25 protein-coding genes and 1 pseudogene are annotated in these 25,056 nt (G+C 60.0%); 13 read left to right on the plus strand and 13 right to left on the minus strand.

The features are described from left to right. The first annotated feature begins 82 nt into the window (after positions 1-82). The 4 genes from zapE to OKW41_RS11525 all read left to right on the plus strand — a co-directional run bounded on the left by zapE (position 83) and on the right by OKW41_RS11525 (position 3,656). Complete coding sequence (gene zapE, locus OKW41_RS11510; RefSeq protein WP_429572549.1) at positions 83-1,183, plus strand: cell division protein ZapE; 1,101 nt, start codon at positions 83-85, stop codon at positions 1,181-1,183. 224 nt (positions 1,184-1,407) lie between these two features. Then, positions 1,408-2,514 (plus strand): hypothetical protein, encoded by a 1,107-nt coding sequence (locus OKW41_RS11515; protein ID WP_429572550.1) that lies wholly within the window; start codon positions 1,408-1,410, stop codon positions 2,512-2,514. A 197-nt stretch (positions 2,515-2,711) separates the two neighbouring features. Next, positions 2,712-3,140, plus strand: a complete 429-nt coding sequence (locus OKW41_RS11520) for a VOC family protein (RefSeq protein ID WP_429572551.1) — start codon at positions 2,712-2,714, stop codon at positions 3,138-3,140. Positions 3,141-3,368: 228 nt separating this feature from the next. Beyond that, positions 3,369-3,656, plus strand: a complete 288-nt coding sequence (locus OKW41_RS11525) for a hypothetical protein (RefSeq protein ID WP_429572552.1) — start codon at positions 3,369-3,371, stop codon at positions 3,654-3,656. Between the two features lie 212 nt (positions 3,657-3,868). On the opposite strand, the gene OKW41_RS11530 is transcribed toward OKW41_RS11525, so the two are convergent. Then, positions 3,869-5,056: a pilus assembly protein TadG-related protein gene (locus OKW41_RS11530; protein WP_429572553.1), complete on the minus strand. Its 1,188-nt coding sequence runs from the start codon at positions 5,054-5,056 to the stop codon at positions 3,869-3,871. Positions 5,057-5,168: 112 nt separating this feature from the next. Between OKW41_RS11530 and OKW41_RS11535 the strand changes: the two are divergent. Further along, positions 5,169-5,297: pseudogene (locus OKW41_RS11535) on the plus strand (DUF3079 domain-containing protein); the annotation flags it as partial. Between the two features lie 122 nt (positions 5,298-5,419). Here the strand turns inward: OKW41_RS11535 and OKW41_RS11540 are convergent. The 3 genes from OKW41_RS11540 to OKW41_RS11550 form a co-directional block, all read right to left on the minus strand. Next, positions 5,420-6,115: a phosphatase PAP2 family protein gene (locus OKW41_RS11540; RefSeq protein ID WP_429572554.1), complete on the minus strand. Its 696-nt coding sequence runs from the start codon at positions 6,113-6,115 to the stop codon at positions 5,420-5,422. A 555-nt stretch (positions 6,116-6,670) separates the two neighbouring features. Continuing rightward, positions 6,671-6,901 (minus strand): hypothetical protein, encoded by a 231-nt coding sequence (locus OKW41_RS11545; protein ID WP_429572555.1) that lies wholly within the window; start codon positions 6,899-6,901, stop codon positions 6,671-6,673. A gap of 422 nt (positions 6,902-7,323) precedes the next feature. Continuing rightward, the gene (locus OKW41_RS11550; protein WP_429573389.1) at positions 7,324-8,235 is read right to left on the minus strand and encodes an AraC family transcriptional regulator; all 912 of its coding nucleotides are present in this window, start codon (positions 8,233-8,235) and stop codon (positions 7,324-7,326) included. A gap of 154 nt (positions 8,236-8,389) precedes the next feature. On the opposite strand from OKW41_RS11550, the gene OKW41_RS11555 reads away from it, so the two are divergent. Continuing rightward, positions 8,390-9,223 carry an oxidoreductase gene (locus OKW41_RS11555; RefSeq protein WP_429572556.1) on the plus strand — a complete coding sequence of 278 codons (834 nt, stop codon included), beginning with the start codon at positions 8,390-8,392 and terminating at the stop codon, positions 9,221-9,223. 943 nt (positions 9,224-10,166) lie between these two features. Here the strand turns inward: OKW41_RS11555 and ltrA are convergent. Then, positions 10,167-11,435 (minus strand): group II intron reverse transcriptase/maturase, encoded by a 1,269-nt coding sequence (ltrA, locus tag OKW41_RS11560; protein WP_429571360.1) that lies wholly within the window; start codon positions 11,433-11,435, stop codon positions 10,167-10,169. 549 nt (positions 11,436-11,984) lie between these two features. After that, a complete protein-coding gene (locus tag OKW41_RS11565) occupies positions 11,985-12,341 on the minus strand; it encodes a DUF4148 domain-containing protein (protein ID WP_429443597.1) in 357 nt (118 codons plus the stop codon). An 895-nt stretch (positions 12,342-13,236) separates the two neighbouring features. Here OKW41_RS11565 and OKW41_RS11570 point away from each other — a divergent pair. Beyond that, complete coding sequence (locus tag OKW41_RS11570; RefSeq protein WP_429572557.1) at positions 13,237-15,066, plus strand: ATP-binding response regulator; 1,830 nt, start codon at positions 13,237-13,239, stop codon at positions 15,064-15,066. A gap of 69 nt (positions 15,067-15,135) precedes the next feature. Next, entirely contained in the window at positions 15,136-17,082 is a 1,947-nt protein-coding gene (locus OKW41_RS11575) for an ATP-binding response regulator (RefSeq protein ID WP_429572558.1), read from the plus strand. A 44-nt stretch (positions 17,083-17,126) separates the two neighbouring features. Here the strand turns inward: OKW41_RS11575 and OKW41_RS11580 are convergent, their stop codons facing one another. The 6 genes from OKW41_RS11580 to bufA1 form a co-directional block, all read right to left on the minus strand. Further along, positions 17,127-17,831 carry a LuxR C-terminal-related transcriptional regulator gene (locus OKW41_RS11580; protein WP_429572559.1) on the minus strand — a complete coding sequence of 235 codons (705 nt, stop codon included), beginning with the start codon at positions 17,829-17,831 and terminating at the stop codon, positions 17,127-17,129. A gap of 538 nt (positions 17,832-18,369) precedes the next feature. Continuing rightward, positions 18,370-18,624, minus strand: a complete 255-nt coding sequence (locus OKW41_RS11585; RefSeq protein WP_429572560.1) for a GDCCVxC domain-containing (seleno)protein — start codon at positions 18,622-18,624, stop codon at positions 18,370-18,372. Next, positions 18,617-19,111: a DoxX family protein gene (locus tag OKW41_RS11590; protein ID WP_429443601.1), complete on the minus strand. Its 495-nt coding sequence runs from the start codon at positions 19,109-19,111 to the stop codon at positions 18,617-18,619. The genes OKW41_RS11585 and OKW41_RS11590 overlap by 8 nt, the downstream gene beginning before the upstream one ends. Beyond that, positions 19,108-19,920 carry an HvfC/BufC family peptide modification chaperone gene (locus tag OKW41_RS11595; protein WP_429572561.1) on the minus strand — a complete coding sequence of 271 codons (813 nt, stop codon included), beginning with the start codon at positions 19,918-19,920 and terminating at the stop codon, positions 19,108-19,110. Before OKW41_RS11595 ends, OKW41_RS11590 begins: the two co-directional genes overlap by 4 nt. Beyond that, a complete protein-coding gene (gene bufB, locus OKW41_RS11600) occupies positions 19,892-20,782 on the minus strand; it encodes an MNIO family bufferin maturase (protein WP_429572562.1) in 891 nt (296 codons plus the stop codon). The genes OKW41_RS11595 and bufB overlap by 29 nt, the downstream gene beginning before the upstream one ends. A 14-nt stretch (positions 20,783-20,796) precedes the next feature. Beyond that, complete coding sequence (gene bufA1 / locus OKW41_RS11605) at positions 20,797-21,108, minus strand: BufA1 family periplasmic bufferin-type metallophore (protein WP_429443604.1); 312 nt, start codon at positions 21,106-21,108, stop codon at positions 20,797-20,799. A 162-nt stretch (positions 21,109-21,270) separates the two neighbouring features. Here bufA1 and OKW41_RS11610 point away from each other — a divergent pair, with 162 nt between their 5' ends. The 5 genes from OKW41_RS11610 to OKW41_RS11630 all read left to right on the plus strand — a co-directional run bounded on the left by OKW41_RS11610 (position 21,271) and on the right by OKW41_RS11630 (position 24,567). Further along, positions 21,271-21,894 (plus strand): sigma-70 family RNA polymerase sigma factor, encoded by a 624-nt coding sequence (locus tag OKW41_RS11610; protein ID WP_429443605.1) that lies wholly within the window; start codon positions 21,271-21,273, stop codon positions 21,892-21,894. A gap of 8 nt (positions 21,895-21,902) precedes the next feature. Further along, a complete protein-coding gene (locus OKW41_RS11615; RefSeq protein ID WP_429572563.1) occupies positions 21,903-22,562 on the plus strand; it encodes an NrsF family protein in 660 nt (219 codons plus the stop codon). Positions 22,563-22,719: 157 nt separating this feature from the next. Continuing rightward, positions 22,720-22,851: a hypothetical protein gene (locus OKW41_RS11620; RefSeq protein WP_429443607.1), complete on the plus strand. Its 132-nt coding sequence runs from the start codon at positions 22,720-22,722 to the stop codon at positions 22,849-22,851. A gap of 20 nt (positions 22,852-22,871) precedes the next feature. After that, positions 22,872-23,159 (plus strand): hypothetical protein, encoded by a 288-nt coding sequence (locus tag OKW41_RS11625; RefSeq protein WP_429446997.1) that lies wholly within the window; start codon positions 22,872-22,874, stop codon positions 23,157-23,159. A gap of 346 nt (positions 23,160-23,505) precedes the next feature. Then, positions 23,506-24,567, plus strand: a complete 1,062-nt coding sequence (locus tag OKW41_RS11630; protein ID WP_429572564.1) for a DMT family transporter — start codon at positions 23,506-23,508, stop codon at positions 24,565-24,567. Here OKW41_RS11630 and OKW41_RS11635 read toward each other — a convergent pair. Next, positions 24,564-25,022 (minus strand): ferritin-like domain-containing protein, encoded by a 459-nt coding sequence (locus OKW41_RS11635; protein WP_018425186.1) that lies wholly within the window; start codon positions 25,020-25,022, stop codon positions 24,564-24,566. The two genes, OKW41_RS11630 and OKW41_RS11635, sit on opposite strands and share 4 nt — an antisense overlap. Positions 25,023-25,056: the final 34 nt, after the last annotated feature.

Below are 25,056 nucleotides of genomic sequence, written 5' to 3' on the forward strand. Positions count from 1 at the left end.
CTCGCCGTTTTCGCGGCGGCCCAAACCCCGTCATTCGCGCAAGTCGCATCATTCGCGTCATCAGGCATGGACGCTCTTGCCCATGCTTGACGAAACCCGCATCGCGCGCGCACTGACCGCGCGCGGCATCTCTGCCGATGCACGGCAGCGCGAGGCCATCGGCGCGCTCGTCGGGTTTGTCGGCGCGCAGCAGCGCGCGCGGCAGGCATGGTCCACCGCCGCGTTCGGGCCGCAAGGCGTCTACTGTCACGGACTGCCGGGCCGCGGTAAGAGCCTTGTCGTCGATACGCTGTTCGAGCTTGCGCCATGCCGCAAACGACGCCTGCATTTCCACGAGTTCCTGCGCGAGATGAACCGCCGGCTCGTGCACGCGCCGCGTGGCGACGACCGGCTCGGCGACGTGTCGCGGCAATGGCTCGACGGTATCGACCTGCTGTGCTTCGACGAATTCCATGTGTACGATATCGCCGACGCGTTCCTGATGGGCCGCTTTCTCGACACCGCGATCAACCTGGGCACGCGTATCGTGCTGACGTCGAACTACGCACCGGACGATCTGTTGCCCGACCCCGAGCTTCACGAGCGCTTTCTGCCGACCATCGCGCAGATCAAACGCGGCTTCACGGTGATCCATTTCGACGGCGTGCGCGATTACCGCTTCGGCGGCGAAGCGGACGAGGTGCCGCGCTTTTTCGCGCCGCTCGACACCTCGAGCGAGGCCGCGTTGTGCGATATCTTCACGAGCCATGAACGCGACGCTGCGATCGAGCCGATCAGGCTGAGCGCGGCGGGCCGGCCGCTCGAAGCGCGGGCAGCCGGCCGCGCGCTGCTGTGGGCGGACTTCGAGCAGTTGTGCGTCGCAAGCCGCTCGCACCTCGACTACCTCGATCTCGCCGGGCAATGGCAAGGCTTGATCGTCGATCGTCTGCATACGGAAGCGCTGAGGCAGCCGCATACGCTGCAGCGCCTCATCTGGCTGATCGACATCTTCTACGACCGCAAGCGTGCGCTCTTCATCGCCTCCGATCAGCCGATCGAGACCGCGTTGATCGGTCTCGAAGGCGCGCGTGATCTGTCGCGTACGCTGAGCCGGCTTGCCGGGATGCAGTCGAGCGCATATCGCAGCACGCTTGAACGAGGCGGCGAGAACAACGCGCAAGACGGCATTAACGTCAAGGCTTGATGGCCGGGCATCGGACCCGCGCGAATTTCTGCAATTCTTGCAAAGCGACGGTAAAGCGTGCCAACGCCGTTTCGCGTCGACGCACGCGCCACAGCGCCGCGCGATGCATCGAACCGACAACGAAGCGGCCCCGGGGGCGGGCCGCCGCTTGCGCGGGAATGGGTTCTGCTACCGCCGAGCGCAAACTCCATTGTTCAGCGGATTGCTTCCGCTCGCACCCGCCCATGCTCAGAACCGCTTCGGTGGCCGCCGCGTTGTGCGCGGCCTGCCTCACGTCCGCCTGCGTGCATATCGGCCCCTCGCGTCTGAAGGCCGACCAGGTCGACTATGCGCGCGCGCTCGGCGACGCGAAGAAGCGCGCGATCCTCGCCGCCGTGATCGGTCTGCGCTACGGCGATGCGCCCGCGTTCCTGACCGTCAGCAGCATCATCGCCGCCTACACGTTCGACACCACCGGCGGCGCGACCGTCAACGCCGGCACGGGCAGCATGCCGAACTACGCGCAGGCGACCGGCAGCGTGTCGTACGCGAACCGGCCGACCTTCACGTTCACGCCGACCACCGGCGAAGCGTTCGCGTCCGCGTATATCCGGCCGCTCGCGCCGGCACTCGTGTTGCCGCTCGCCGAGGGCGGCGTGCCGATCGATCTGCTGTTGCGCATCACCGCCCAATCGATCGGCGGGCTGCGCAACGGCGATGCGCTCGGCGGCGACAACAGCGCGGGCGCCCCGGGCTTCTTCGAATTGCTGCAGGCCTTGCGTCGTCTGCAAATGGCTGGCGAGTTGAACGTCGAGACGCGTCAGCTCGATGCGAGGGCCGATCTCAGAGGCGGCCAAAGACCCGCATTGGCCGTGTTTCTGTCGATCGGCGCGACCGCGAGCGGCGAGTCGCCGAGCACCGCCGCCGATGTCGCGCGCGTGCGCAGGCTGCTGCATCTGTCGGCGAAGACGCGTAGCTATGAGGTCGTGTATGGGCCTTCGTCGACGTCTCAGAAGGGTGAGCGTATTCCGATGGTTACGCGCTCGGTGCTCGGCATCCTCAGCGATCTCGGCGCCCAGGTGCAGGTGCCGCGGGGGCGCATCAGCGATGGTTCGACGAAGCCGACCGTCGGGCTGATCGGCGGCGAGACGCGGCCGACGATCATCGTGCACTCGGGCAAGGCCGCGCCGGACGACGCGTATGTGTCGATCGCGTATGGGCCTTCGGTGTATTGGGTCGAGCGCAATGACTTCGATTCGAAATACGCGTTTACGGTCGTGCAGAATCTGATGGCGCTCGCGGAAGCGGATACCAGCAGCAAGGCGCCGGTGGTGACGATTCCGGCGAATTGAGGAGTGAATGAAAAGCCAATCGGGCCCGATCGCCATTCGCTGACGGGCAGGGATGCCTGCCGGCCACCCGAAACAAGCCTACACTCAACCATGCCATGCCCCGCGGTACCGGAAAACTCGCCGCCAGAGCAGTTCGATGGGCGTGGCGAACATGTTCGTTCTTCATCGCGCCGCTCTTTCGCGGCAAAGGAGAAGCCATGGAAAAGGTCCCAAAAGCCACGGCCTTGTTCATCGCAGGTTTTGGCCCGATTGTGATTGAAGCCCAGGCAAGCCGCGATCTCTACGGTCGGGCCTTCGGTATCCCCTTCAAGGAAGAGAACGGCGGCTATCTCCATACGGAGGGTCTGAACGGCGCAAACTCCTTCGCCTTGTGGCCGCTCTCCCACGCCTCCCAGTCGTGCTTCGGCACGGATTCGTGGCCTCGCGACGTACCCATCCCGCAAGCCTGGATCGAGTTTGATGTCGATGACGTCCAGGCGGCGACGGCGGAACTTGAATCGCAAGGGTATCGGATGCTGGTCAGGAACCGGAATGAGCCGTGGGGCCAGACGGTCAGTCGTTTCATCGGGCCGGAAGGATTGCTGGTCGGAATCACGTTTACGCCGTGGATGCGGGAACAGAAATAATGGCGGCCGCAGTGGCCGTCTTGCGCGCGGTGACTGATAGCCTCAGATTGGGGACCAGCGCGCGTCAGGTTACCCGGTTAGCGCCGAAAATCGATATTCACAATTGTGAATAATGCGCATAACTATCAGCCACCGCTTTCCTAAACTTGGCATTGGGCGAGCACGACGGAAACAGTACGAAAGCATCGTTTGCGTCGAAATCGCAGTCCAACCAAGGAGAAGCGTGTCATGAACAAGGCAACCAGCACATTGATCGCGGCCGTCGCCGCACTCACGCTGTCGGGCGGCGTATATGCACAAAGCAACAACACGCTGGCGACTCCGACCACACAGTCGCCGGCCGCTGCGACGAGTGGCTACGGCACGCCTGGTGCCACCAACACGGACAGCGGCGCCGGGTCGCCGACCTCGGGCCAGCCGAATAGCGCGAACAGTAGCTCGACGTCCCGCCCCCCCGCTTACGGGGTTAACAACTCGCTGGCGACCCCAACCACAAAGTCGCCAGGAGACCAATGAGAGCAATCAAGGCTGGCAACCGGGCGCAAATGAGCGCAAAGCGATCAGGCGGTTCAATTTCGTCGGGCGTAGCGTGACCGAATAGCCGCGACGGGCAACACAGGTCGCGACGGTAGAAAAAAGTTGGTGTGACTGGCCGGTCATGACGCGCCAGAAGGCCGAGTTCGCCCCAACGTGTCGGCCCTGATTGCCACGACGTCTCGATTGCAAAGCTACTGAACCAACCGGGGCATCATGATCGTCCCATAGTTGGGCCCGATGCCGTCCGTTTGGTTGTTTTTGCAGTAGTTGGGATCGTTGCCCATCTGAACGGTGATGACTGCGTTGGAGCCGTTGCCCGTCTCGTTCAGGATGTGCAGGCACCCGAATGCGACTATCGGCGGAGTACTCCCTTGTCCCCCCGTGACGTTACTCACTACAGCTACCGTCACCCAGGCACAACTCCCCGCCGAACCCGCCGGGATCTGACTACACGTTGCAACACTGTGGAACGCATTGCTATTTAGGCCCGTTTCAAGATCGATCGGTTCGCCGATAGACATCGGACTCGCGTTTCCGCTCGTCATCAACCCGACTATGTTGCTGGAACCAAGCTGGCTGTTCGCCGATGAGAGGGAAGTCCACTGCCCTGCGTTGCAATTGGCGGCCTGGTACGACGCTCTGATCGCAAAGATGTACGGTTGCCCGATCGTTTGCGGAATTGGCGTGCCGTTGTTCGCCGCTTGGGGGTCGGTTGTACTGGTAGCAAGATCGGGTGAATTGGTCGCCGAATTCCAGTAGGTGTCGTAGAGGCATCGCGACATCACGATCGGGAACAGTGCCCCAACTTCAGCGGTTCCCGGACTAGCCACGACCGCAGTCGCTGTCGCACTCGTTTTCAGCGATGCGATGTTCAGCACTTGTGCCAGATACACCGGAACGACCCCGTTAGAGTCGGTCCCGTCCTTGTGGACCGTCACCTGGACCGCAGGCACGATGTTTCCGCTTGCTACCGGCACGGTTGCCTGGGATACACCAGCCGCAACATCGGTGACATTCGCATAGCCGGTAGTGACATCCGACGGATGCAGTTGCACGGCGGCCCCTTGGACGTTGTTATTCGGTCCGAACGAAACAGCCTCGGTCTGCGAGTCGTTCCAATCCGGATTGGCGGCGTTCGCGTTGTTGCAGCCAGGGTTGTTGGCTTGGGCATATAGGCACTGTGCCCCTGCAAGCGCAGCAGCGTCGGCGGCAGTCTGTGCCTGAGTGCGGGCGAGCATCAGGTTGCCAATGTCAATCGCGAGCGCCGCGAAGCTCAGGAGCATAAGCAGCAGCAGCGCGACCATGATTGCCACCGCGCCCTTTTGCTTCTTCATCGATTTTGCGCGGCGCTGAGTACGCATGGTAAGGATGTTACGCATGATGTTCTTCTTATTCGTTGTTCATCGTGGCCGTGGAGCTCAAGGTGATCGGCCCGGTCAACGCTCGCCGGGATGCAGAAGCCCGTGAAGCTCCTGCCAGGCCGTCGCAGTGTCCGACACGACGGCTGCGAACGGGCGGAGCCGCACCCAGCATCCGGCGGAACTGCTCGGTGATGACTGGCTCGAGCAAGGCGACTGGAGGATCGAGGTCGACACGTCGGGCAAAACCGTCACGCCATGACGAGCCTGTGCGATTTGCCGACTATCAAGCACTTGCTGCGCCCCATCAAAAGACAATGAACTGGCGGTATCGATCAGATACGCTTGGTCGATCTCAGCCTGGCGCGCGCTTTCCCCGCGTAATCATTGGCCTTGTAATACCGACCGCCCCAGGAGCAGTAACTCGTTGAACTGGGTTACCAGTTCAAAACACAAGGCAAACAACAGGGTATAAAAGGGCCCGGGAAATCTGTGCATCCACCCCAGAATCGGCACTGAAAAACGCGTTCTAACGGCGTCCCGAGTCATGATCCAGGTGATGGTCGCTCCAATCGTCGCCCCCGCAAGTATGTCGGTCGGATAGTGCCAGCCGAGATAAACGCGCGGCAGACAAATGAAGATCGCGGTGTATAAAAGTGCGAGCACGCCGACGCCGCGCCAAACCAGAAAGATCCCCGTTGCGACCGAAATCCATAGCATTGCGTGGTCACTCGGAAAGGAGCTCCAGGCTGGCAGCACGGCCGCTTCCAGACCACCCGATGGAAAACTCAAGTGCAGTTCAGGATTAAAGAGAGGCCGCATACGGAATGGTAAATAATGCGCAACGAGCCTGAATATTGCGAGCGCAAGAAGGCCGCTCGCGATCGTCGCGACGACCATTTCACGCTCCCATTCGCCACGCTGGCTGGGTTTGAACCATATCCACCACAATACGGGCATGAGCACCAAACCTTTGAATGTGTATAGGTCCGCGATGATTCTTGTCGCGTGGTTCAACATGGCGCAACTCAAAGCAATGTGCGTCAGGAAAGTTTGGATTGCTGTATCGAAACGGTCCATTCTGCAATTTCTCCAAATTTTTTAGTTATAAAGTTTCAGCAGCGGGAGCGGGCACGGGGTTGTGTCGCGATCTGAAACCTGCCGTCGTCAAAACCAGAAACCATCAAGTCTCGCGCGACGTTGGATCGCGATTGGCAGTTGATTGGGGCGTGTCGTGGCGCCGTGTCAGGTGAGCGCAGGCATGCTATCGGAAACAGGCGTGGGGATGGCTTTGCCGAACCTCGGCAAAGCGGGATGGATCCTGTGTCCGCTGGTACGCTCATCTCTGCCAGATCTGCCTTCAAAAGAGTCTCGTCTCGGCGACAGGAGATTGGAAAGCCATCCAGACGCCGCCTCATTGGGTTGTCGACCAGTGTTACCCGGTTTATTGTTTCAGATGCCTCATGCTCAATGAGATCGACGTTACTGCATCGCGGTGGAAGAGAAAGTGGCTTGACCCGGCCGCAACGCCTCGACAACTCCGGCCGCGGCTGCTCTCGCGCAGTCAGACATAGCTGAGTTGCGTTTATCGCGCAGGCTTCGATTCAAGAAGACTCCGGCGAATGGGAGCGATAGTCATTCCACCAATCGCATCTGCCCGCGGGTTTCGAGTCGTTGCTGCGCAAGAACTTTAGCCTTGCGACGTTTTCGCGAACCCTCACGCAGGCACATGGCCCGACGAGTTCGTGCTTCGTCATCCACACACGCACAGCCATCTGGGCGCGTGACCGCGATTGTGTATTCGTCGTCAAGAGAAGCGGTCAACACGGGGCCTTTACCAGGCCGCTCGAAAAAGATCTTGGGCATGGGATCGTTTCCATTTGGTTTCTACGTCGCGCAGCCGAGCGACCAGCGGTGTGTTGTTGATTGAGTCCTTCATGCAGTCACTTGATCCATTGGCTCGGTGATTTGCACCGCCGCTTGAAAACGGCCACCGTCCCAGTATCCCCCCTAACTTTCGGACAATCGGTGCGATATCGAACGTTCGCGCTCACCGGTGCCGGTTGTGATCCAGCGCTGCCTCGATTACGACGCGGGGCCGGCGGTCTGGCTACCCGCGGCCAGCGAAGACGGTTACTCGCGGCGGGTTTCAACCTGCGCTGAAAGCCTCCCTCGTCAAAAGTAACCGTCCTCCATGACGACGTTGTGGGCGCATGCTTCTCACCGTCTAGCAGACACATCGTGGATGTCCGATCACTGATCTACGATCGAACCGAACCGCGGCAAATTCAGTGCGACGAGACATAAGTTGTATCAGCGAATACTGCCGGGATCGCGAAGCTCTCGCGCATACGCTTAGCCTCTGCGGCAGGCGTCAAGCCAAACAGACGCCTGAATTCCCTGCTGAACTGGGACGGGCTCGCATAACCCACAGCGTGTCCCGCCGCCTCCGCGGTTAGCTCATTGCGCACCATTAACAGGCGAGCCTGATGAAGGCGCGTCGACTTCACATATTGCATCGGCGACACCTGCGTAATTGCCTTGAAGTGGCTGTGGAAACTCGGAATGCTCATACCCGCTTCGTCGGCCAGTTGCCTTACGTCGAGGGGCTGCGCATAGCTTGCATGAATCAGGCGGAGTGAGCGGCCTATCTGGCCGAACTGTCCTCGCATCGCCAAAGCCTCGCGCAACGAGCCTCCCTGGGCTCCGGTGAGCACCCGGAAATACAGTTCACGCAGCAGCCCGGCGCCCAACACAGCAGATTCGAGTGGCCGATGCATCGCCTCGAGGAAGCGCAGCACGGACGCTTGCATTGCGTCATCCATCGGCGTCGACATCATGCTTTGAGGTGCTGGTGCGCACTCCCCCACGCCTTCGCGGTCGATCCGCTCCGCAAGTTCGGCGGCCAATGCGAAATCGAGGTGCAGATACAGCGCGAGCAGTGGGCGCTCCTCGGTTGCGTCGGTCTCCATGCTGAACGGCACGGGCACGGACACGGCCAGGTAGTGACGCTCGTCGTACAGGTAGAGCTGGTCGCCGAAATATCCTCGCTTGCGGCCCTGGCAGACGATCACGATACCGGGGTCGTACAGAACGGGCGTGCGCGATAGCGCCCGGTTCGACCGCAAGATGCGGACGCTCGGCAGTGCCGTCAGGTTGTAGCCCTCGTCGGGCGCCAACGCGCGTAGCAGGACAATCATGCGTTTCTGGCTTCGAGAGGATAGAGCTGAATGCTGGGCCAAAGCGCGTATCGTGTTCATAGTTTTATGCAAGAAAATCAGCGGAATTCGGCTTAATTTGCCTCTCTGGTCAGATTAGTATGCACTCTCCAATCGACATTCGGGAGAAGCTCTAATGGCAACCAGCAAAACTCTGCTCATCACCGGCGTCAGCAGCGGCTTTGGCCGCGCGCTCGCACAGGAAGCGCTGGCGGTGGGTCACAAGGTCGTCGGTACGGTGAGAAGTGCCCAGGCAAAGCGTGAATTCGAGTCCGCATCCGCGGATGCCGCTTGGGGACGTGTGCTCGACGTGACCGACTTCGACGCGATCGACGGCGTCGTGGCGGAAATCGAGGCTGGCGTCGGACCAATCGATGTGCTGGTCAACAATGCCGGCTACGGCCACGAGGGCATCATGGAGGAATCGCCGCTCTCGGATATGCGCCGACAGTTCGATGTGAATGTATTTGGTGCGGTCGCCATGATGAAGGCCGTCCTGCCGTTCATGCGTGAGCGCCGCCGCGGCCACATTCTGAATATCACATCGATGGGCGGCTACATCACGATGCCGGGAATCGCTTATTACTGCGGGAGCAAGTTTGCGTTGGAGGGCATCTCCGAGGCGCTTGGCAAAGAGGTCAAGCCCTTCGGTATTGCCGTGACGGCCGTGGCGCCGGGCTCATTTCGCACTGACTGGGCAGGTCGCTCGATGACGCGGACCCCCCGCTCGATTTCGGATTACGACGATATTTTCAATCCCATCCGCCGGGCCCGCGAGGAAAAAAGCGGCAAGCAATTGGGAGATCCCAGGAAAGCGGCGCGCGCAATGCTGGCCGCCATTGCAGGGGATCATCCGCCCACGCGTCTTTTGCTCGGTAGCGACGCACTCGGGCTCGTTCGAGACAAGTTGTCGGCATTGAACGTGGAAATCGATGCATGGGAGGCTACCACCGTTTCGACGGACGGCTGATGACCGCCGAGGCTGGGAATCTGTCGAGAACCGTATCCTGCGGCGTCGGGTGCGAACGAAGCGATGCTTGCCCGATCTGAAAGTCCGTTGGCAATGCGTAGCAGCCCTTTATTCGTGACACACCGAACGACGGCTCGGGGCCGTACTGAGCCGGACGCCTGTCGGACTCAGTACGGCCAGCCAGAGACGTTCAACCAGACCGTCACTCTGACGGTCGAACGTCCGCTCGGCCCGAAACGACGGACTTACGCGCGCGATCATGTCGATCGACATCCACCTACCTGGGTGGCCGTGATCATGTTAGTGGCGTCGATGTCCACCGGAATCTCACGCTCAAGCTTGAGCAGGCGAGTCTTGCGGCGCAGGCGCGAGAGTTCTTCGCGCTCGCTCGTGGTCAGGCTGTCGAGCCGCAGCCAGTGTCGCGATCAGCTTGCGAAGCGAGGATTTGTTGAGCCAGACGCGAAAGCTCATCGAAGGCGGCTCGATGCTCGAATGGATTATGGGGCGAAGGAGATGTATGACCAACGTCCCGAGGATCAGCAACATCGCGCCTGCAACGCTGTTGTTAGTGCGCAGCAATACATCGGCGACGTAAAGTGTCAACGAGGTCAACACCATGTGGCCGGCGATGCGTATCGACCGCGGGTTCATCATTTCACCTGGAATTCGTTGCGCAGGGTCCGAAGATTCGGACGCCACCGGTGAGGACGCCCCCAGACGATCCAGGCACGTGACCCGGATCGTCGGGGCGGTGTCGGGCGAGTAGAGTCGAGATGTGACGCGGTGGCGTTAGGCTGGGTTTGTCTGTTGCCGCCTCTTTCGTCTGGCGGTGCCCGAATAACCTCACCGTTGCTCCGTTTTCACACCCCGCTCATCGAACCGGACATGCAGATTTCCCGCATCCGGCTCTCGGACAAGACATCACGCCTTCGTACACGGCAAGTTACAGCCAAGGGCCCGTCAGGCGTACGAGACCGAAGTGCCCGTAGAGGTGCTGGAGTGGATAGCTCCCGCCCCGGCGACGCCTGACCTTATGCTTGTTCCGTAACCACCGGCGCAACCGCGCAGCGGTATAGCTGTCGAGCGCCCGGTACGCGCGTCTGAACGTCCCTACCTTAAAGTAGTTCGCCCAGCCGCGTAGCATGCGATTCAACTTGCCAACCAGCTCCGTGGTATCCAGCCACGTCATAGAAGCGGCGGTCAGCGCATGAACCTTCTCAACCATGCGCCGGATACTCTTCTTCGACGGACGCATGCCCATGCGGGCCTGACCAGTCGTCGCTGAGTACATCCGCCCAAACGTGTAACCCAGGAAATCGAATTCCCCTTCCGGAACCGCACAAAGTTGTGTCTTCTCCTCGTTGACCGTCAGCTTCAGCTTGCTCATGATCTCGCGCAGTCGAGACAACGCTTCTTCAGCTTTGCCTCGCTTGCACAGGATCACCAGATCGTCCGCGTAGGTCACGATTCGACTGCCAAGACTTCGCTCGAGCCCGAGCTTCTTCCATGCCAACACAAACCGGCGCATGTAGATATTCGCCAGCAGTGGTGAGATGGGTGAGCCTTGCGGAATGCCGCGCCTGCTGTCCTTGGCCTCGGTCGTACGTGTCTTCCGGCCTCGGTGATCGGTTTCTTCAACGGAGCACTCCAACCACATCCTGATCAGATGCAGCACGCGCCGATCCACGATGCGTCGCGCGAGCGACAACATCAAATCGGCGTGGGGAATACTTCCGAAGTAGTCCGCGAGGTCGGCGTCTACGACGTCCGTTTGCCCTCTATGCAGCCGCTCTTCCACCTCGATCACCGCTTGCTGGGCATTTCGCCCCGGGCGGTAAGCGTACTGCTCTGGTGGGAGGTCAGCTTCGAAGATCGGTTCGAGCACCAGCATCGCTGCTGTCATGCACACCCGATCTCGCAAGGTCGAGATGCCCAGTGGCCTCAGCTTGCCATTGGCCTTCGGGATAAACACTCGTCTGATAGGGTCCGGCCGGTAAGTCTCCTGCCTGAGCGCAAGCGCCAGTTCGCCAAGCCATTTCTGCACCCCATACGCTTCGACCTCCGTGAAGTCTTGCCGATCGACACCCGGGGCGCCCCTGTTCGAGCGGCACTGGGCGTACGCATGCGCCAGCACATCCTCACGATAGATCTTGTCGTACAGAGCATAGAAGCGGTACCCGGCTTCTGCCTTCGCTTTCGCGTGTAACGCCATCTGCAGCTTCTGAACACTGATCGGAGTTGATAGGTTTCCCAATCTCCAGGTCCCTCACTACGTGTTGCGTTTGTCTTGAACTGAGGCCCCTTTCCTCCACCGGCATTACCCGGCTTCAGCGGTACTACGGGCCTCTCCGTCACCCCAAGGCGCCCGGCCTGTCCCTCACGGGCGTCCGGTTGGTCATCCCTGACCACGCCAGGGGGCTTCCCGTGTTGCGTGCGCTTCCCTTGTGTGCATGCTGTCGCCACTACCCCGGCGCAGCGACTGGATGTCCTGCCTGCTCATTCACCCAGCCGTATCAGCCTTCCCCGTAATGGCAGTCGGGTCGGCCTGCGCATCGACCTTTTCGAGGCTTGCTCGGCGTTCACACGTGTTACGGCCTGCACACTCGCGCTGTCACCGTAATTTGTGACACGCTACACCGAAGGCTTCAGCCATTTCGTTACCTCCATAGCTGCTCCGGTTGCTTCCGGCTGGAGCGGTTGCCGGGTGGGGCTTACACCCACTGGGAAAACGCCGCCTTTACACGGCGCACGCCATCTGCGGTCAATTACCGAAGAAAAGGTTGCAGTAACTTGCGGGTCCGACGCACGACGATGGCGAGGGCTTTGACACATGCTGGACACTGCCGGAAGCTGCGGTGCCGTTGGTCGTCGTGCCGCCAACGTCACTGTTGCCCGGCTGCTGGCTGTCCTGTGCAGCGATCTTCGCTTCAGCAGCCTGAATTTGCTCGGGATACTTCGTTTGGTCGCCGTCGCCCATGTGATAGCCGGCCTGCTCGAGACGGATCAGTTCCGCACTCACCTGCGCACGGGTGACGGGCGTGGTGCTCTGAGCGAAGCTGACGACTGGGCTGCCAAGCGCACAGCTGGCGAGGACAAGGTATGCAAGGGTTTTCATCATGGAGCTCCTTGATTGATGGCTAACTTAACAATCGGGAAACCTAATGGCACACTGCAGCCAGTTCTGCAGACAAACTGGAAGTTGTGGTTGATATGGGGTGTGGAGTCGTCCGCGACTCAGCTGGCTTAACTCGGGGGCGTATTGCGGATCATGTCAATCTCCCTCAAAGTGAGGTGGAAAACGTCGCGCATGTACGCACTGCGTTTTCCGCATCGGCCGGTTATAGAGCCGTACTCGTAACTGGCATTCGACAAGAGAAGAACGCGGGCCATTGTGCGGTGATTGACGCCCTCCTTGTATCGAATTATGTTGCATTATTGCGCCGTGTAATCGTGTCACTTGTAGTTACGTCGATAATTTGATGTTCGGCATTAAATGTTCCTTTTCGGGAGAATAAATGTTCGGTGTCGCATTACGATTATTCGTTAGAGTGATTTCTTGAGAGTACGGCGCACGCCTGGTTACGGATGCAGTTCGACGCGGCACACACGGAGCGAGCACCCAATATCGCAATTGGCGAGCCGTGCTTGATCAGGACAACCGCGAGTTACTGATACTGCGCAGCGCGAGAGATCAGCCTCATACTTACCCTCGTTCAGCAGCTTTGACGGCCTTCCACCCAACGCTCGGCACAGCGGGCACAAATCTCCGGTAGGGACCACCTGCGTGGATCACGAACTTTTGTTCGGCAAAAAACAGAACACTTGTCCATCGACTTGCTGGCGGACCGCTAGCACAATGGCGTGTAGCTGCACCTGATTCCCGGAGGCCTGTTATGGCGTCCTGTACTCGAACACCACGTGATTCCGACGCGGGCGAAACGCCCGGGGCCAGAACATCAGTGTGCGCGGGTGAAACGGCTCACACAATCGAGCGCCGCAGATTCGCTGAATTTATGAATCTTTTTGTGGGACCGGTTGCAGCACTCAGTACTGAGCAGAATCTCCTCGTCAAACGCGAGTTATTGCAATCGCTGTCCCGCCGATCGGTATATTGGATCGCGCTACTGTTGGTCGGAAGCCCGTTCTGGTTCGTGTTTGGATCGTGGATCAAAACATCGGACATTTATCCCTTGTTCCGTGTCGTCTGGATCCTGGGACTGTGGGGGATAGCCGCTCCTTTGGCAGCATACTTGCTGAAAAAGACCATGACGCTCCCGAAGCACGCCAGCGTCAACGCGGTCGAGCAGATGCACTGGGCATGGGCTGCATTGGTCATGCTGACATCTTTCTGGTGGGCGGCGGCCAGCTTTGGGCTAATCCCACCAAAATTCGTGGTACTCCATGGTTATTACTTTAGATTCGGCCGGTATGGCTTTCTGGAACTGACGATGATCAGCCAGGCATTTACGTTGCTGCTGCTCGCACCCAGTCTTCGTGCGGCTTTAGGCGCACTCGTGATTGGCACTATCCCATTCGGATTTAACATGGCACCACTGTTCTTTGTTGCCCGGCCAGGAATGTTTGACTGGTATACGGCTCAAATAATTGGCTATTGTGTCGTCGCATGGTTCATTTGCAACGATCAGCAACGCACATGTGTGAAAGAGGTTGTTCTCGAGGAGGCGCGATCTCAGGCTGTAGCGGCAACGGCGGAGAAGAACCAATTTATCGCCGCAATAAGCCATGACCTGCGTCAACCGCTCACCACGCTCGGCCTGAAGTTAGATTTCATCGAGCGGAGCATTAAATCGACCAATCTGGTTGAAGACGTCTCGATTGCGCAAAGGCAAGTGGATGCGATGGAAGGAATGATCAACGGGGCACTGGATATCTGCCGCCTCGAGTCCGGCACCTGGAATGTAGAAGTTCGGGAGGTGGCGCTGCCTTCCCTTTTACGCGGCATAGTCGTGGATATGCAGCCGCTGGCTGCGGCGAAGGGGCTGAAGTTAAGACTCCATAGTCGCCCCTATCTGGTCCGTACGGATCGACATGCGTTGGACAGGATCGTCCGGAATATGGTGCTCAATGGGCTCCGTTACACGCCTTCCGAGCAGGGAGGCAAGAAGGGACATGTTCTGGTGAGTTGCCAGAGGCGAGGCAGCCGCATAAAGATAAGCGTCTGGGACAACGGGATCGGTATCTCTGAAGATAGACAGGCGGATATCTTCAAAAGCTATGTACAGGTCGATAATCCCGAGAGGAATCGGGAAAAAGGGTTCGGCCTGGGTCTGTCCATTGTCCAGGGGCTCGCGAACCTTCTTGGTCACAAACTGGACGTGGACTCGACACCCGGACGGGGATCGCGTTTTTCGGTTACGGTCCCGTTCATCGGACTCATACCGCCGGAGTTGCGCGAGGTTCAAACGGTTGAAGACGGCGACCCGGACCTGACCAATATGGTCGTGGCGATCATCGAGGACAACAGCGACTTAAGAATCGAAATATCGATGCGCCTGATCGAGCATGGCTGCTACGTCGTGGCGGGGGAATCATCATCCGACGTCATCGAGCAGTTGCGCATTGAGGCTTTGGCAAGCGGTCCGCACTTCATCCTCTCCGACTACCGGCTGGAAAACGAGGACGGAATTGCGGCGATTACGGCGGTCCGCGCTGCTACCGACGCTTCGATCCCTGCGATCCTGTGGTCGGGAGACACCTCGTCAGCTGTGCTCAAAAAAGTAGCCGTCAGTGGCATCAAGCTTTTGTCGGGACCGGATTCTGAACAGACCTTATTGACCATACTTGCAGAACATAAGCCAAAAACATTGACCGAAGGCGGGTGAAAGAGATGGCGAGGGAACACAAAGCTGGCACAACGGAGCGTAGCTGCACTTGATTCTCGGAGGCCTGCTATGGCGTCCCGTATTCAAACACGACGTGATTCTGACGCGGGCGAGAAGCCCGGGGCCAGAACATCATTGTGCACGGGTGAAACGGATCACACAATCGAGCGCCGCGTATTCGCTGAACTTGTGAATCCTTTTCTGGGACCGGTTGCGGCACTCAGTACCGAGCAGAATCTCTATGTCAAACGCGAGTTATTGAAATCTCTGTCCCGTCGAGCGGTATGTTGGACCGTGCTGGTGTCGGTCGGAGCCTCGCTGCTGTGCTTATATGGATCGTGGATCAAAACGTCGGATAGCTACCGTTGGTTCCGTGTCGTCTGGATCCTGGGACTGTGGGGGATAGCCACTCCCATGGCAGCATACTTGCTGAAAAAGACCATGGCGCTCCCGAAGCACGCCAGCGTCGACGCGGTCGAGCAGATGCACTGGACATGGGCTGCAGTCGTCACACTGACATCGTTCTGGTGGGCGGCGGGTAGCTTTGGGCTAACCCCACCCGATTTCTCGGGCCATGCTCCCTACGTCAAATTGGCCAGTTCTGGCTTCCTTGAGTACACGCTAATCAGCCATACGTTTACCTTGCTGCTGCTCGCACCGAGTCTTCGTGCGAATTTAGGTTCATTCGTGCTCGGCGCTATCCCGTTCGGATTTAGCTTGGGACCACCTCTATTTATTTACCGGCCAGCAATGCTGGGTTTCTATACGGCTCAACTGATTGGCTATTGTTTTCTCGCGTGGTTTATTTTTTACAGTCAGAAACGCGCATATGTTAAAGAGATTATTCTCGATGAGGCGCGAGAGCGGGCTGAAGCGGCAAAGGCGGAGAAGAACCTGCTTATCGCTGCGATAAGCCATGACTTGCGCCAACCGCTCACCACGCTCGGCCTGAAGTTAAATTTCATCGAGCGGAGCATTAAATCGACCAATCTGGTCGAAGACGTCTCGATTGCGCAAAGGCAAGTGGATGCGATGGAATGGATGATTAACGGGGCACTGGATATCTGCCGCCTCGAGTCCGGCACCTGGAATGTAGAAATTCAGGAGGTGGCGCTGCCTTCCCTTTTACGCGGCATAGTCGTGGATATGCAGCCGCTGGCTGCGACGAAGGGGCTGAAGTTAAGACTCCATAGTCGCCCCTATCTGGTCCGTACGGATCGACATGCGTTGGACAGGATCGTCCGGAATATGGTGCTCAATGGGCTCCGTTACACGCCTTCCGAGCAGGGAGGCAAGAAGGGACATGTTCTGGTGAGTTGCCAGAGGCGAGGCAGCCGCATAAAGATAAGCGTCTGGGACAACGGGATCGGTATCTCTGAAGATAGACAGGCGGATATCTTCAAAAGCTATGTACAGGTCGATAATCCCGAGAGGAATCGGGAAAAAGGGTTCGGCCTGGGTCTGTCCATTGTTCAGGGGCTCGCGAACCTTCTTGCTCACAAACTGGACGTGGACTCGACACCCGGACGTGGATCGCGTTTTTCGGTTACGGTCCCGTTCATCGGACTCATACCGCCGGAGTTGCGCGAGGTTCAAACGGTTGAAGACGGCGACCCGGACCTGACCAATATGGTCGTGGCAATCATCGAGGACAACAGCGACTTAAGAATCGAAATATCGATGCGCCTGATCGAGCACGGCTGCTACGTCGTGGCGGGGGAATCATCATCCGACGTTATCGAGCAGTTGCGCATTGAGGCTTTGGCAAGCGGTCCGCACTTCATCCTCTCCGACTACCGGCTGGAAAACGAGGACGGCATTGCGGCGATTACGGCGGTCCGCGCTGCTACCGACGCCTCGATCCCTGCGATCCTGTGGTCGGGAGACACCTCGTCAGCTGTGCTCAAAAAAGTAGCCGTCAGTGGCATCAAGCTTTTGTCGAAACCGGTTTCTGAACGAACCTTATTGACCATACTCGCAAAACATAAGCCAAAAACGTCGGCCGAAGGCGGTTAAAAGTGATGGCAGGGAAACAATGAAGAGCGGTGTAGCAGATATCTTCACGACAGTCGCGTATCTGCTGCCCCCCTTCCAAGGGTAAGCTCGGCACTGACTCGAAGTGCAGCTTCAACGCGGTTTCTGACTTGAAGTTTGTCGTAAATAACACAAGAAACCTGTCTGACATGTCCCTCGGAGACGCCAAGCTCTCTTGCGATCTGTTTACCTGAGAGGCCACGTGCAATGCAACGCGCCAAATCCCACTCTCGCGGAGAAAGCCCAAGATGATGCTGATTCCGGCTAGCTGAGGGCGCTTGTGTCGAGCAGGCAAAGCGGAGCAAGACTTCTTCCGGAATCCAGAGTTCACCTCCTAAGATCCTGCTCAGTCCAATGAACATTTTTTTGTGCGCGCCTCCTTTCAACAGGATTCCTCGAGCGGCGTAGTCACGCATGCACATTCGCAAAATTTCAACTTCATGATCGTTTCCAGGAGCAAGTCCTGTGCAGATGACCACGGGAACATTGGATGGATTTCCAGCCTGAAAATGCTCAAGTGTCGCGGCGCCACGATTCTCACCATCCAGATTAAGATCCAGGAATACCAGATCCGGGGCAGGTGTCTTGTTGACTTCTTCAAGCGCGCTGGCAAGCGTAAAGACGGGCGTGATGTCGATTGGGGCGGCGCTCAGCTCCGACGCGTGTGTTTGGACATATTCGGAAAGAGCAACGCAAAGAATTTCGTGGTCATCGACCCATAGGATTTTCATGGTCGCTTCTCCTCTTTACACATCCGAGAAAAGCAATCGATCGTGCGCTACGTTTGTGCGGAGCACTGCCTGACAGCTTAGCATATCGAGCGAGGCCGCAGATCCCTGAACTGCAGAGTGTTGCGGACCCGCGGTCTCTAGCGCACAGGGTGTGCCATGTTCGCGCCGTGTGCCGCGCCCCGGGCGGCACGCGGCTTTGCGCGATCGAATCGGTTTCCGCGGCAGCCGCGGGCATGAAGGCGATCCGCGAGTGGTGGTGGCGCACCGACAGCCTCGCGGCGAAATGTCTGCGGCGTGCCGACAGTTCGATGCTCCGAACATGTGCGAAGTGCGTCGACGTATGCCCCTATCATTTCGTCCAGGCGGTGTTGAACGACCGATGTACCTTGGAAACGGTCGTTGTCCTTGCACTAGCGCGTAAGGCCGCTTCACACCCTGAGTCAGTCCGTCAAGCGTTTCGAGGGGGAAGCGCGAGGCTTCCAGGAAGGGGCGAGCCCCGCTTCCTCAGTGCGTTCAGATCGATGCTTTCGTCGTAGCGTTACCTTGTCTGAGGTTCGCAGCACGCGCGCCTGTACTGAACAGGCGGACACGGTACCGCGCCGAACGAACAGAACACGCAGCAGTCGCCCGGCTTCGGACGCAGCAGCGCATGACAGGCCGGACACTCGTAGTAGAACTGGCATGCATCCGTGGGCATGATTTCCGGCGTAGCGGTCCCGCATTGCGGGCAGCTCAGCACAGATGCAAGAACGACATTGCTCACGGTGACGATCCTCCTGTCGAAATCAACCATCACCGCGCTGACGCCGGACGCCGTCCGACGAAGCAACGCTCCACCGTCGCTGACGTACCAGATGGTCGAGCGACAAGGCTCCGGCGCCCCGGCACAACAGGACCAGCAGCATGGCTGCCCACTGAATATGCGTCGGCCACGCCTGCGGGTACACAAACAGCTCTATCACGGAGGTCATCCCGAGCAGGACCAATGCGGCGGGCCTGACGCCCAGGCCGAGTACCAGCAACACCGGCATGCTCAGTTCTATCGATACGGTAATGTGTGCTGCCACATCCGGCGGCAACAACGGCAGCCTGTATTCGTCGCGAAACAGTTCGAGCGCCGCATCCCAGTTCGCGAGCTTGGTCATGGCCGAATTCCAGAAAATCGTTGCAACCGCGAGGCGCAACGGAATGGCCAGCAGCCAGTAAGGCACGTTGTCCAGCAACTGAACTGCGCACTGAAATACGCTACGGCCGTTTGCAGGGTTGGAGAGGCGAGTCATGTCGATGATCCCTGGTCGATCCGAATACGGCTGGCAATCTGCGGCGTCTGGGCGAAGCATCCGCGTGCAAGGTAGGCGCCAATGAGTGTAAGACCATCCGCTTCCGGCGCGCGTGCCAGCGCCGCGCCGAGCGCCTCGCCCGCAAAAAGCGCCTTGCTGATGCGCCACTCTCCAGCGCTCAAGCGCAGGGTATCGACGCCTTCATCGACACGTTGCACGAGCAGATGCACAGGCTCGTCCGCGAGGTCGATTGCGCGCAGCGCCGCGTCGTCCTGCTGGAGCACGGCGCGCCAGATCGCGTCGGCGGGAGCGTCGCAGCGCAGCAACCGCGTCGCCGGATGAGGCGATAACCGCAGCAAGCCGAGCGCGCCCTCGTCGAGCCGTGCGAGATGTACCGGATCGAGCGGCGCGATGTCGGGTGCGTGCAGCACGCCATTCACCTGCCATTCGAACCGCGCGACGTCGACCACATATCGTACCGATGAGAGTTGTGGCATCCGCGCTAGGAAGGTCGGAAACTGTGCGCCGTAGTCGTCGAGCCATGCGCTGTGTGGCGGCGAAGCATGCATGAACAGGCGCACTGCGCCCTCAAAGAAGTCCCCGCCGACCAGCCGCTGCACGGCGGGAAAGGCAAGCCGCAGCGCATTGACCAGCACACCTTCCGCTGTGTTCCGATAAATGTTCAGGCGTGCTTGGGGATCGACACCATCGGCCAGCACGGTGGCGGCGGCGCTTTCATTGGCGCCTTCGAGCAGGCTGCGGCGCATGGCCTGTTGAAGATCAGCCAGCGATGGCGTGTGCATGTTCATGGCGAACCGCCTCCAGTGCTGATTCCGCGATTGCGGCTTCCTCGATGAGAACGTCGAGCGGCGGCACGTCGGTGTCCCATTCGACCAGTGTCGGCACCGGCCCGAAGCGTTGCAGCGTAGCCGCATAGAGCGCCCACACCTGCGCCGCGACGCGTGAGCCGTGATCGTCGATTCGCAAGACCTGGCCGCCCTCTAGATGCCTCACGCTGTGGCCGGCAAGATGGATTTCGCCGATGGCCGCCGGCGGCAGCGCGTCGAGATACGTGTGCGGATCCCATCCGTGATTGCACGCGCTGACGTAGATGTTGTTGACGTCGCACAGGAGCCCGCATCCCGTGCGTTGTGCGAGATGCGCGAGGAACTCCCACTCCGGTATTGTCGAATGCGCGAAGCGAAGATAAGTGGACGGGTTCTCCACGAGAAGCCGCCTTCCGAGTGCCGTCTGCATCCGATCGACGTTCCGGCACACGACGTCGAGCGATTCTTCGGTCATCGGCAACGGCAGCAGGTCGGCGAGATACGTACCGCCCGTCACGCTCCACGCAAGGTGCTCGGAGACGAGGCCGGGCTGAACACGCGCGACGACCTCGCTCACGCGTGCAAGATGTGCGGCGTCGAGCCCATCGGCGCTGCCTAGCGAGAGGCCCACACCGTGCAGGGAGACCGGATAGTCGCGGCGAATCGCATCCAGATAGCGCGTAGCGGGCCCGCCGCCCATGTAGTTTTCAGTGTGCACCTCGAACCACGCCGCGGCCGGCCGTTCGTCGAGCACGGCACGATGATGGCGAAAACGCAGTCCCACGCCGGCCCTCGAAGGAATCGGGCTGGCCGGCGCGCGCGTGCGGGCGACGGTTGCGCTCATGGCCGCAGCGCCCCTCAGCCTGCCTTCGTCTGGCCGCCCGCGATCTTGCTGCAATCGCCCGCGGGCAACAGCACGAATGACTTCGGGTCGCGCCCCTGAGTGGCCTGGCCGGCGCACGAGTGCGCCCCTTCTGCACAGTCGTTCTTCGCTACTGCGTTGATGCCGTAGCACTTTTCGAGGTGGTTCTGTGCCATTCTGGCCATGTTGTCCTTCACGACCTGCGGCGGGTTGCCCATACCCTGCGCCTGCGCGGGCAACGCCTGCATTGCAAGCGCCATGCCGACCGCGGCGGACAGCGACGAAATGGTCAAAGCGGACTTGCTCATAGTATCTTCTCCGAGGGTTGGGATCGCGAAGCTGCGATCTCCTAAGCAGATTCGGTCCGGCGCGGCCAAAGGTTACGCCGCGCACCAATTATTTTTTTGCGCAGATCGCCTCTTCCACTGACTGCAACGATGTCCGACTATCGACACCGCAGCGTCGCGCGCATGCTGCCCGAGCGGTCCACACCGGCTGGCGGGGAACCGCGCAGCGCCACGCTGGATGACGCAACGCGGCCCGACGGCACGCCCGACTGGTCCGTTTTGATGGCGCGCGCGCAGCAAGGCGATCGCGACGCCTACCGCCGGCTGCTGCAGAGCATGACACCGTATCTGCGCAACCTCGCGGACCGTCATGGGGTCCGTCCCGACGCAGTCGAGGACGTCGTGCAGGACGTCCTCGCCACCGTGCATCGCGTGCGCCATACCTATGACCCCGCGCGACCGTTCGGCCCCTGGCTGCTGACCGTCGCCATGCGCCGCATCGTCGATACGTTGCGCCACGCTGGGAGTCTTGACGCCCGCGAGGTGCCGCTCGACGATGAACATGAAACCTTGGCCGACCCCACAGCGAATCTGATGGAAGAGGCCACCGATGCGCGCATGCTGCGCGAGACGATCGAGCGTTTGCCGCCCGGGCAGCGCGACGCGATACGTATGCTCAAACTCGAGGAAATGTCTTTGAAAGAGGCGGCTGTGGCGAGTGGAATGACTGTTGCCGCGTTGAAGGTCGCTGTGCATCGCGGGCTGAAAGGCCTGCACAAGCTCCTGACGCAGGGAGACCGCAAATGAGTCCGCAAATGAGTCCGACCTCCGATCTGATCGAGTCGCTGGTTGCCGATGCGAACCCGGTGCGCCCGCTGCGCCCGCCCGCCGTGCGGGCGGTCGGCTGGCTCCTGTTCGCAGCACTCGTGCTCACTCTGGTCGGCGTGGCGCACGGCATGCGGCCTGACCTCGCCGCGAAGCTCCATCAGCCGGTGTTCGTGATGGGCGTGGCGGCAGCCGCGTTGACGGGCATTCTCGCTGCCGTCGCGTCGTTCGTTGCCAGCGTGCCGGGAAGGTCGCTGCGCTGGCTACTGTTACCGCTGCCCGCGCTGGTGGCATGGGTTTCGACGATCGGCTACGGATGCTTGACAAACTGGGTGGAGATCGGCCCGGACGGCATGTCGCTGGGGGAAACCGCGCGCTGTTTTGCGACGCTCGGCCTCACGGGCATTCCGCTCTCGCTCGCCCTGCTGATCATGCTGCGTCACGTGGCGCGGCTCGCGCCAGCTCCCGTGGTGATGACGGGCAGCCTGGCCGTTGCCGCGCTCACGGCTGTGGCACTGTCGATGTTTCATCCGCTCGACGCGACGGTCATGATCCTGGTCTGGAATTTCGGCGTCGCGGCGATGCTGTTGCTGGTCAGCGCGCGGTACTCACATCGATTGTTCGCGTGGGTCACATCGCCTGTCCGATGACAGCCTTGTCGGACCTTGTTGCATCAAGCGCACGCGGATATGGTGAACCGTTCGAAAGACAGGTTTTGAGGCAGGGGCATTTGCATGCCCGAAGAATTATGCGCGGCAATCGCTCGACGTCAGGCACGCACGATATCTCGATGCAAAGGAGGCAGCCATGTATGTCACTTACAGAATCGCCATCCTCGCCGGTGTGATCGCACTCGGGATGACATCGCGTGCAAGCTGGGTAGAGCAAACCGTTAACGCGACATTGCTATCGAACTCGATCCAGCTCGGGACGCCGTAATCTATCGGAGCGTCCGGAAGATGGACAAAAAGAGTATGGCGCCCACGCCTGATGTTTCGGTGAGCGTCGATGCCTGCTTAAGTACGCTGTTGAAGCGCTTCCCGGAAATAGCCCTTTCGGTCGTGCAGAATCTGATGGCGCTCGCGGAAGCGGATACCAGTGGCGAGGCGCCGGTGGTGACGATTCCGGCGAATTGTCTACTGGGACGCACAAGCGACGAGTCAAACCGCAAGCGCCGGAACCGGCGCCCAGCTGCCCGCATCGAACGGCTTTGCGACCGCGCAAATGAGCACGCCGTCGAGCTTTGACGGATCGTGGGACTTCAGTCCGACGGGCGTGTGGGTGATGCTGCCCGGCCTGTCCCATCCGCTTCTGCGCTGGCAACTCGGCCGGTAGGCGCGACCGCGAAGCCGTCGCGTGCGCCCAGTTGACCGCGCCGCGTCAGTCGGCGCCATCTCTGGGGAGGCCGCTGACATGTCCGGCGTCGGGGCCGGGCTCCCCGGATTGTGGACGATCGGAGCCGGCGCGCCGAAATGATCGTTTGTGGACAATCCGTCTACAAGTTAACTCTTTGCTGCGCTCGGCGAATTTCGTCCGTCACCCCAGCGACGGTCTGTAAACTGTCCCTTCTGCTGCGGACAAGAGGTTGGAGTTGTGAGATCAGGATACGGGGCGATATTCATCGCCTTAATCGCCGCGGCGCTGTTCGGCGCCGCGACACCGTTGGCCAAGGCGCTGCTCGGCTCAGTCAGCCCCTTCATGCTCGCGGGACTGTTTTATCTCGGTAGCGGCCTGGGGCTTGGCGTCGGCATCGCGTGGCGTGCCTTCCGATCGCGCGGGCTTCAGTCCGCCGCGGACCACCGTATCACCAAAGACGAGTTGCCTTGGCTGATCGGGGCGATAGCGATGGGTGGCGTCGCCGGCCCCGCATTGCTGATGCTGGGCCTGTCCACCACACCAGCGGCAACGAGTTCGTTATTGCTCAACCTTGAGGGTGTGTTGACCGCAGTGATTGCCTGGGTGGTCTTCCAGGAAAATGTCGACATTCAGGTTTTTCTCGGCATGGTGGCGATCGTTGCCGGCGGCGTGCTTCTGTCGTGGCATCCGGGACAGTCGGGCGTGCCGATGGGTGCGTTACTGATCGTCGGCGCGTGTCTGTGCTGGGCAATCGACAACAACCTGACGCGCAAGGTCTCGGCGAACGACGCGATGGTGATCGCGTGTCTCAAAGGGATGGTGGCCGGTCCCGTGAATCTCGGCATTGCGATCGCGGCGGGCGCTTCGCTTCCGTCAGCAGGAACCATGGCGGCAGCGATGCTGACCGGGCTTGGCGGTTACGGCATCAGCCTCGTGCTGTTCGTTGTTGCACTTCGCCATCTCGGTACGGCGCGTACAGGCGCGTACTTTTCCGTTGCGCCGCTTTTCGGTGTCATGCTTTCGCTGATCATATGGCCCGCGCTACCCAATCTGTCTTTCTGGATTGCCGCCGCCCTGATGGCGCTGGGTATCTGGCTACATGTGCGCGAGCGGCACGAGCATGAGCACAGTCATGAGTTTCTTCAACACACGCACCGGCATCGCCATGACGAGCACCATCAGCACGCGCATGATTTTCCTTATGCCGGTGAGGAGCCGCACACGCACCCCCACGTGCATCTGCCTATTACACATTCGCACGCGCATTTTCCCGATATCCATCATCGGCATCAGCACTAGCTGTCCTCCGACGTCGTCATTTCCCCAGGGCGGCGCAGCATCTTGTCGACTTCGCCCGCGTGCATCTCCTCGACGTGGATCATCTGACGGGCGAACTCCTCGAGTGCAACCGAGCGGTCCTCGACGAGCGCCAGCAGGTCGCGATACAACTGCAACGCAAGATTCTCGGCTTGCAACGACTCGCGGAGGATCGAAGAGATATCGAAGGTGTGCGAGTCGAGCAGAGGACCGATCGCAAGCGACGGATAGGCACCCAGAGTCGTGATCCATTCGCCGGCCTGCTGTGCGTGCAACAACGATTCATCGGCCTGCGCGCGCAACCACGACCTGATCGGGATGCGTCCGAATCCGAAAACAAGGAACGAATAGTGCGTATATCGGACGACGCCGGCCAACTCGGATTCGAGAATCCGGTTCAGCACCGCAACAACGTCTTCCTTATTGATCTCGGCCATTTGAAGTCTCCTTTCATGGCGCGGCGAGGCGTCC

It is taken from the genome of Paraburkholderia sp. UCT70, assembly GCF_050434085.1.
In the GTDB taxonomy this organism is placed as follows: domain Bacteria; phylum Pseudomonadota; class Gammaproteobacteria; order Burkholderiales; family Burkholderiaceae; genus Paraburkholderia; species Paraburkholderia tuberum.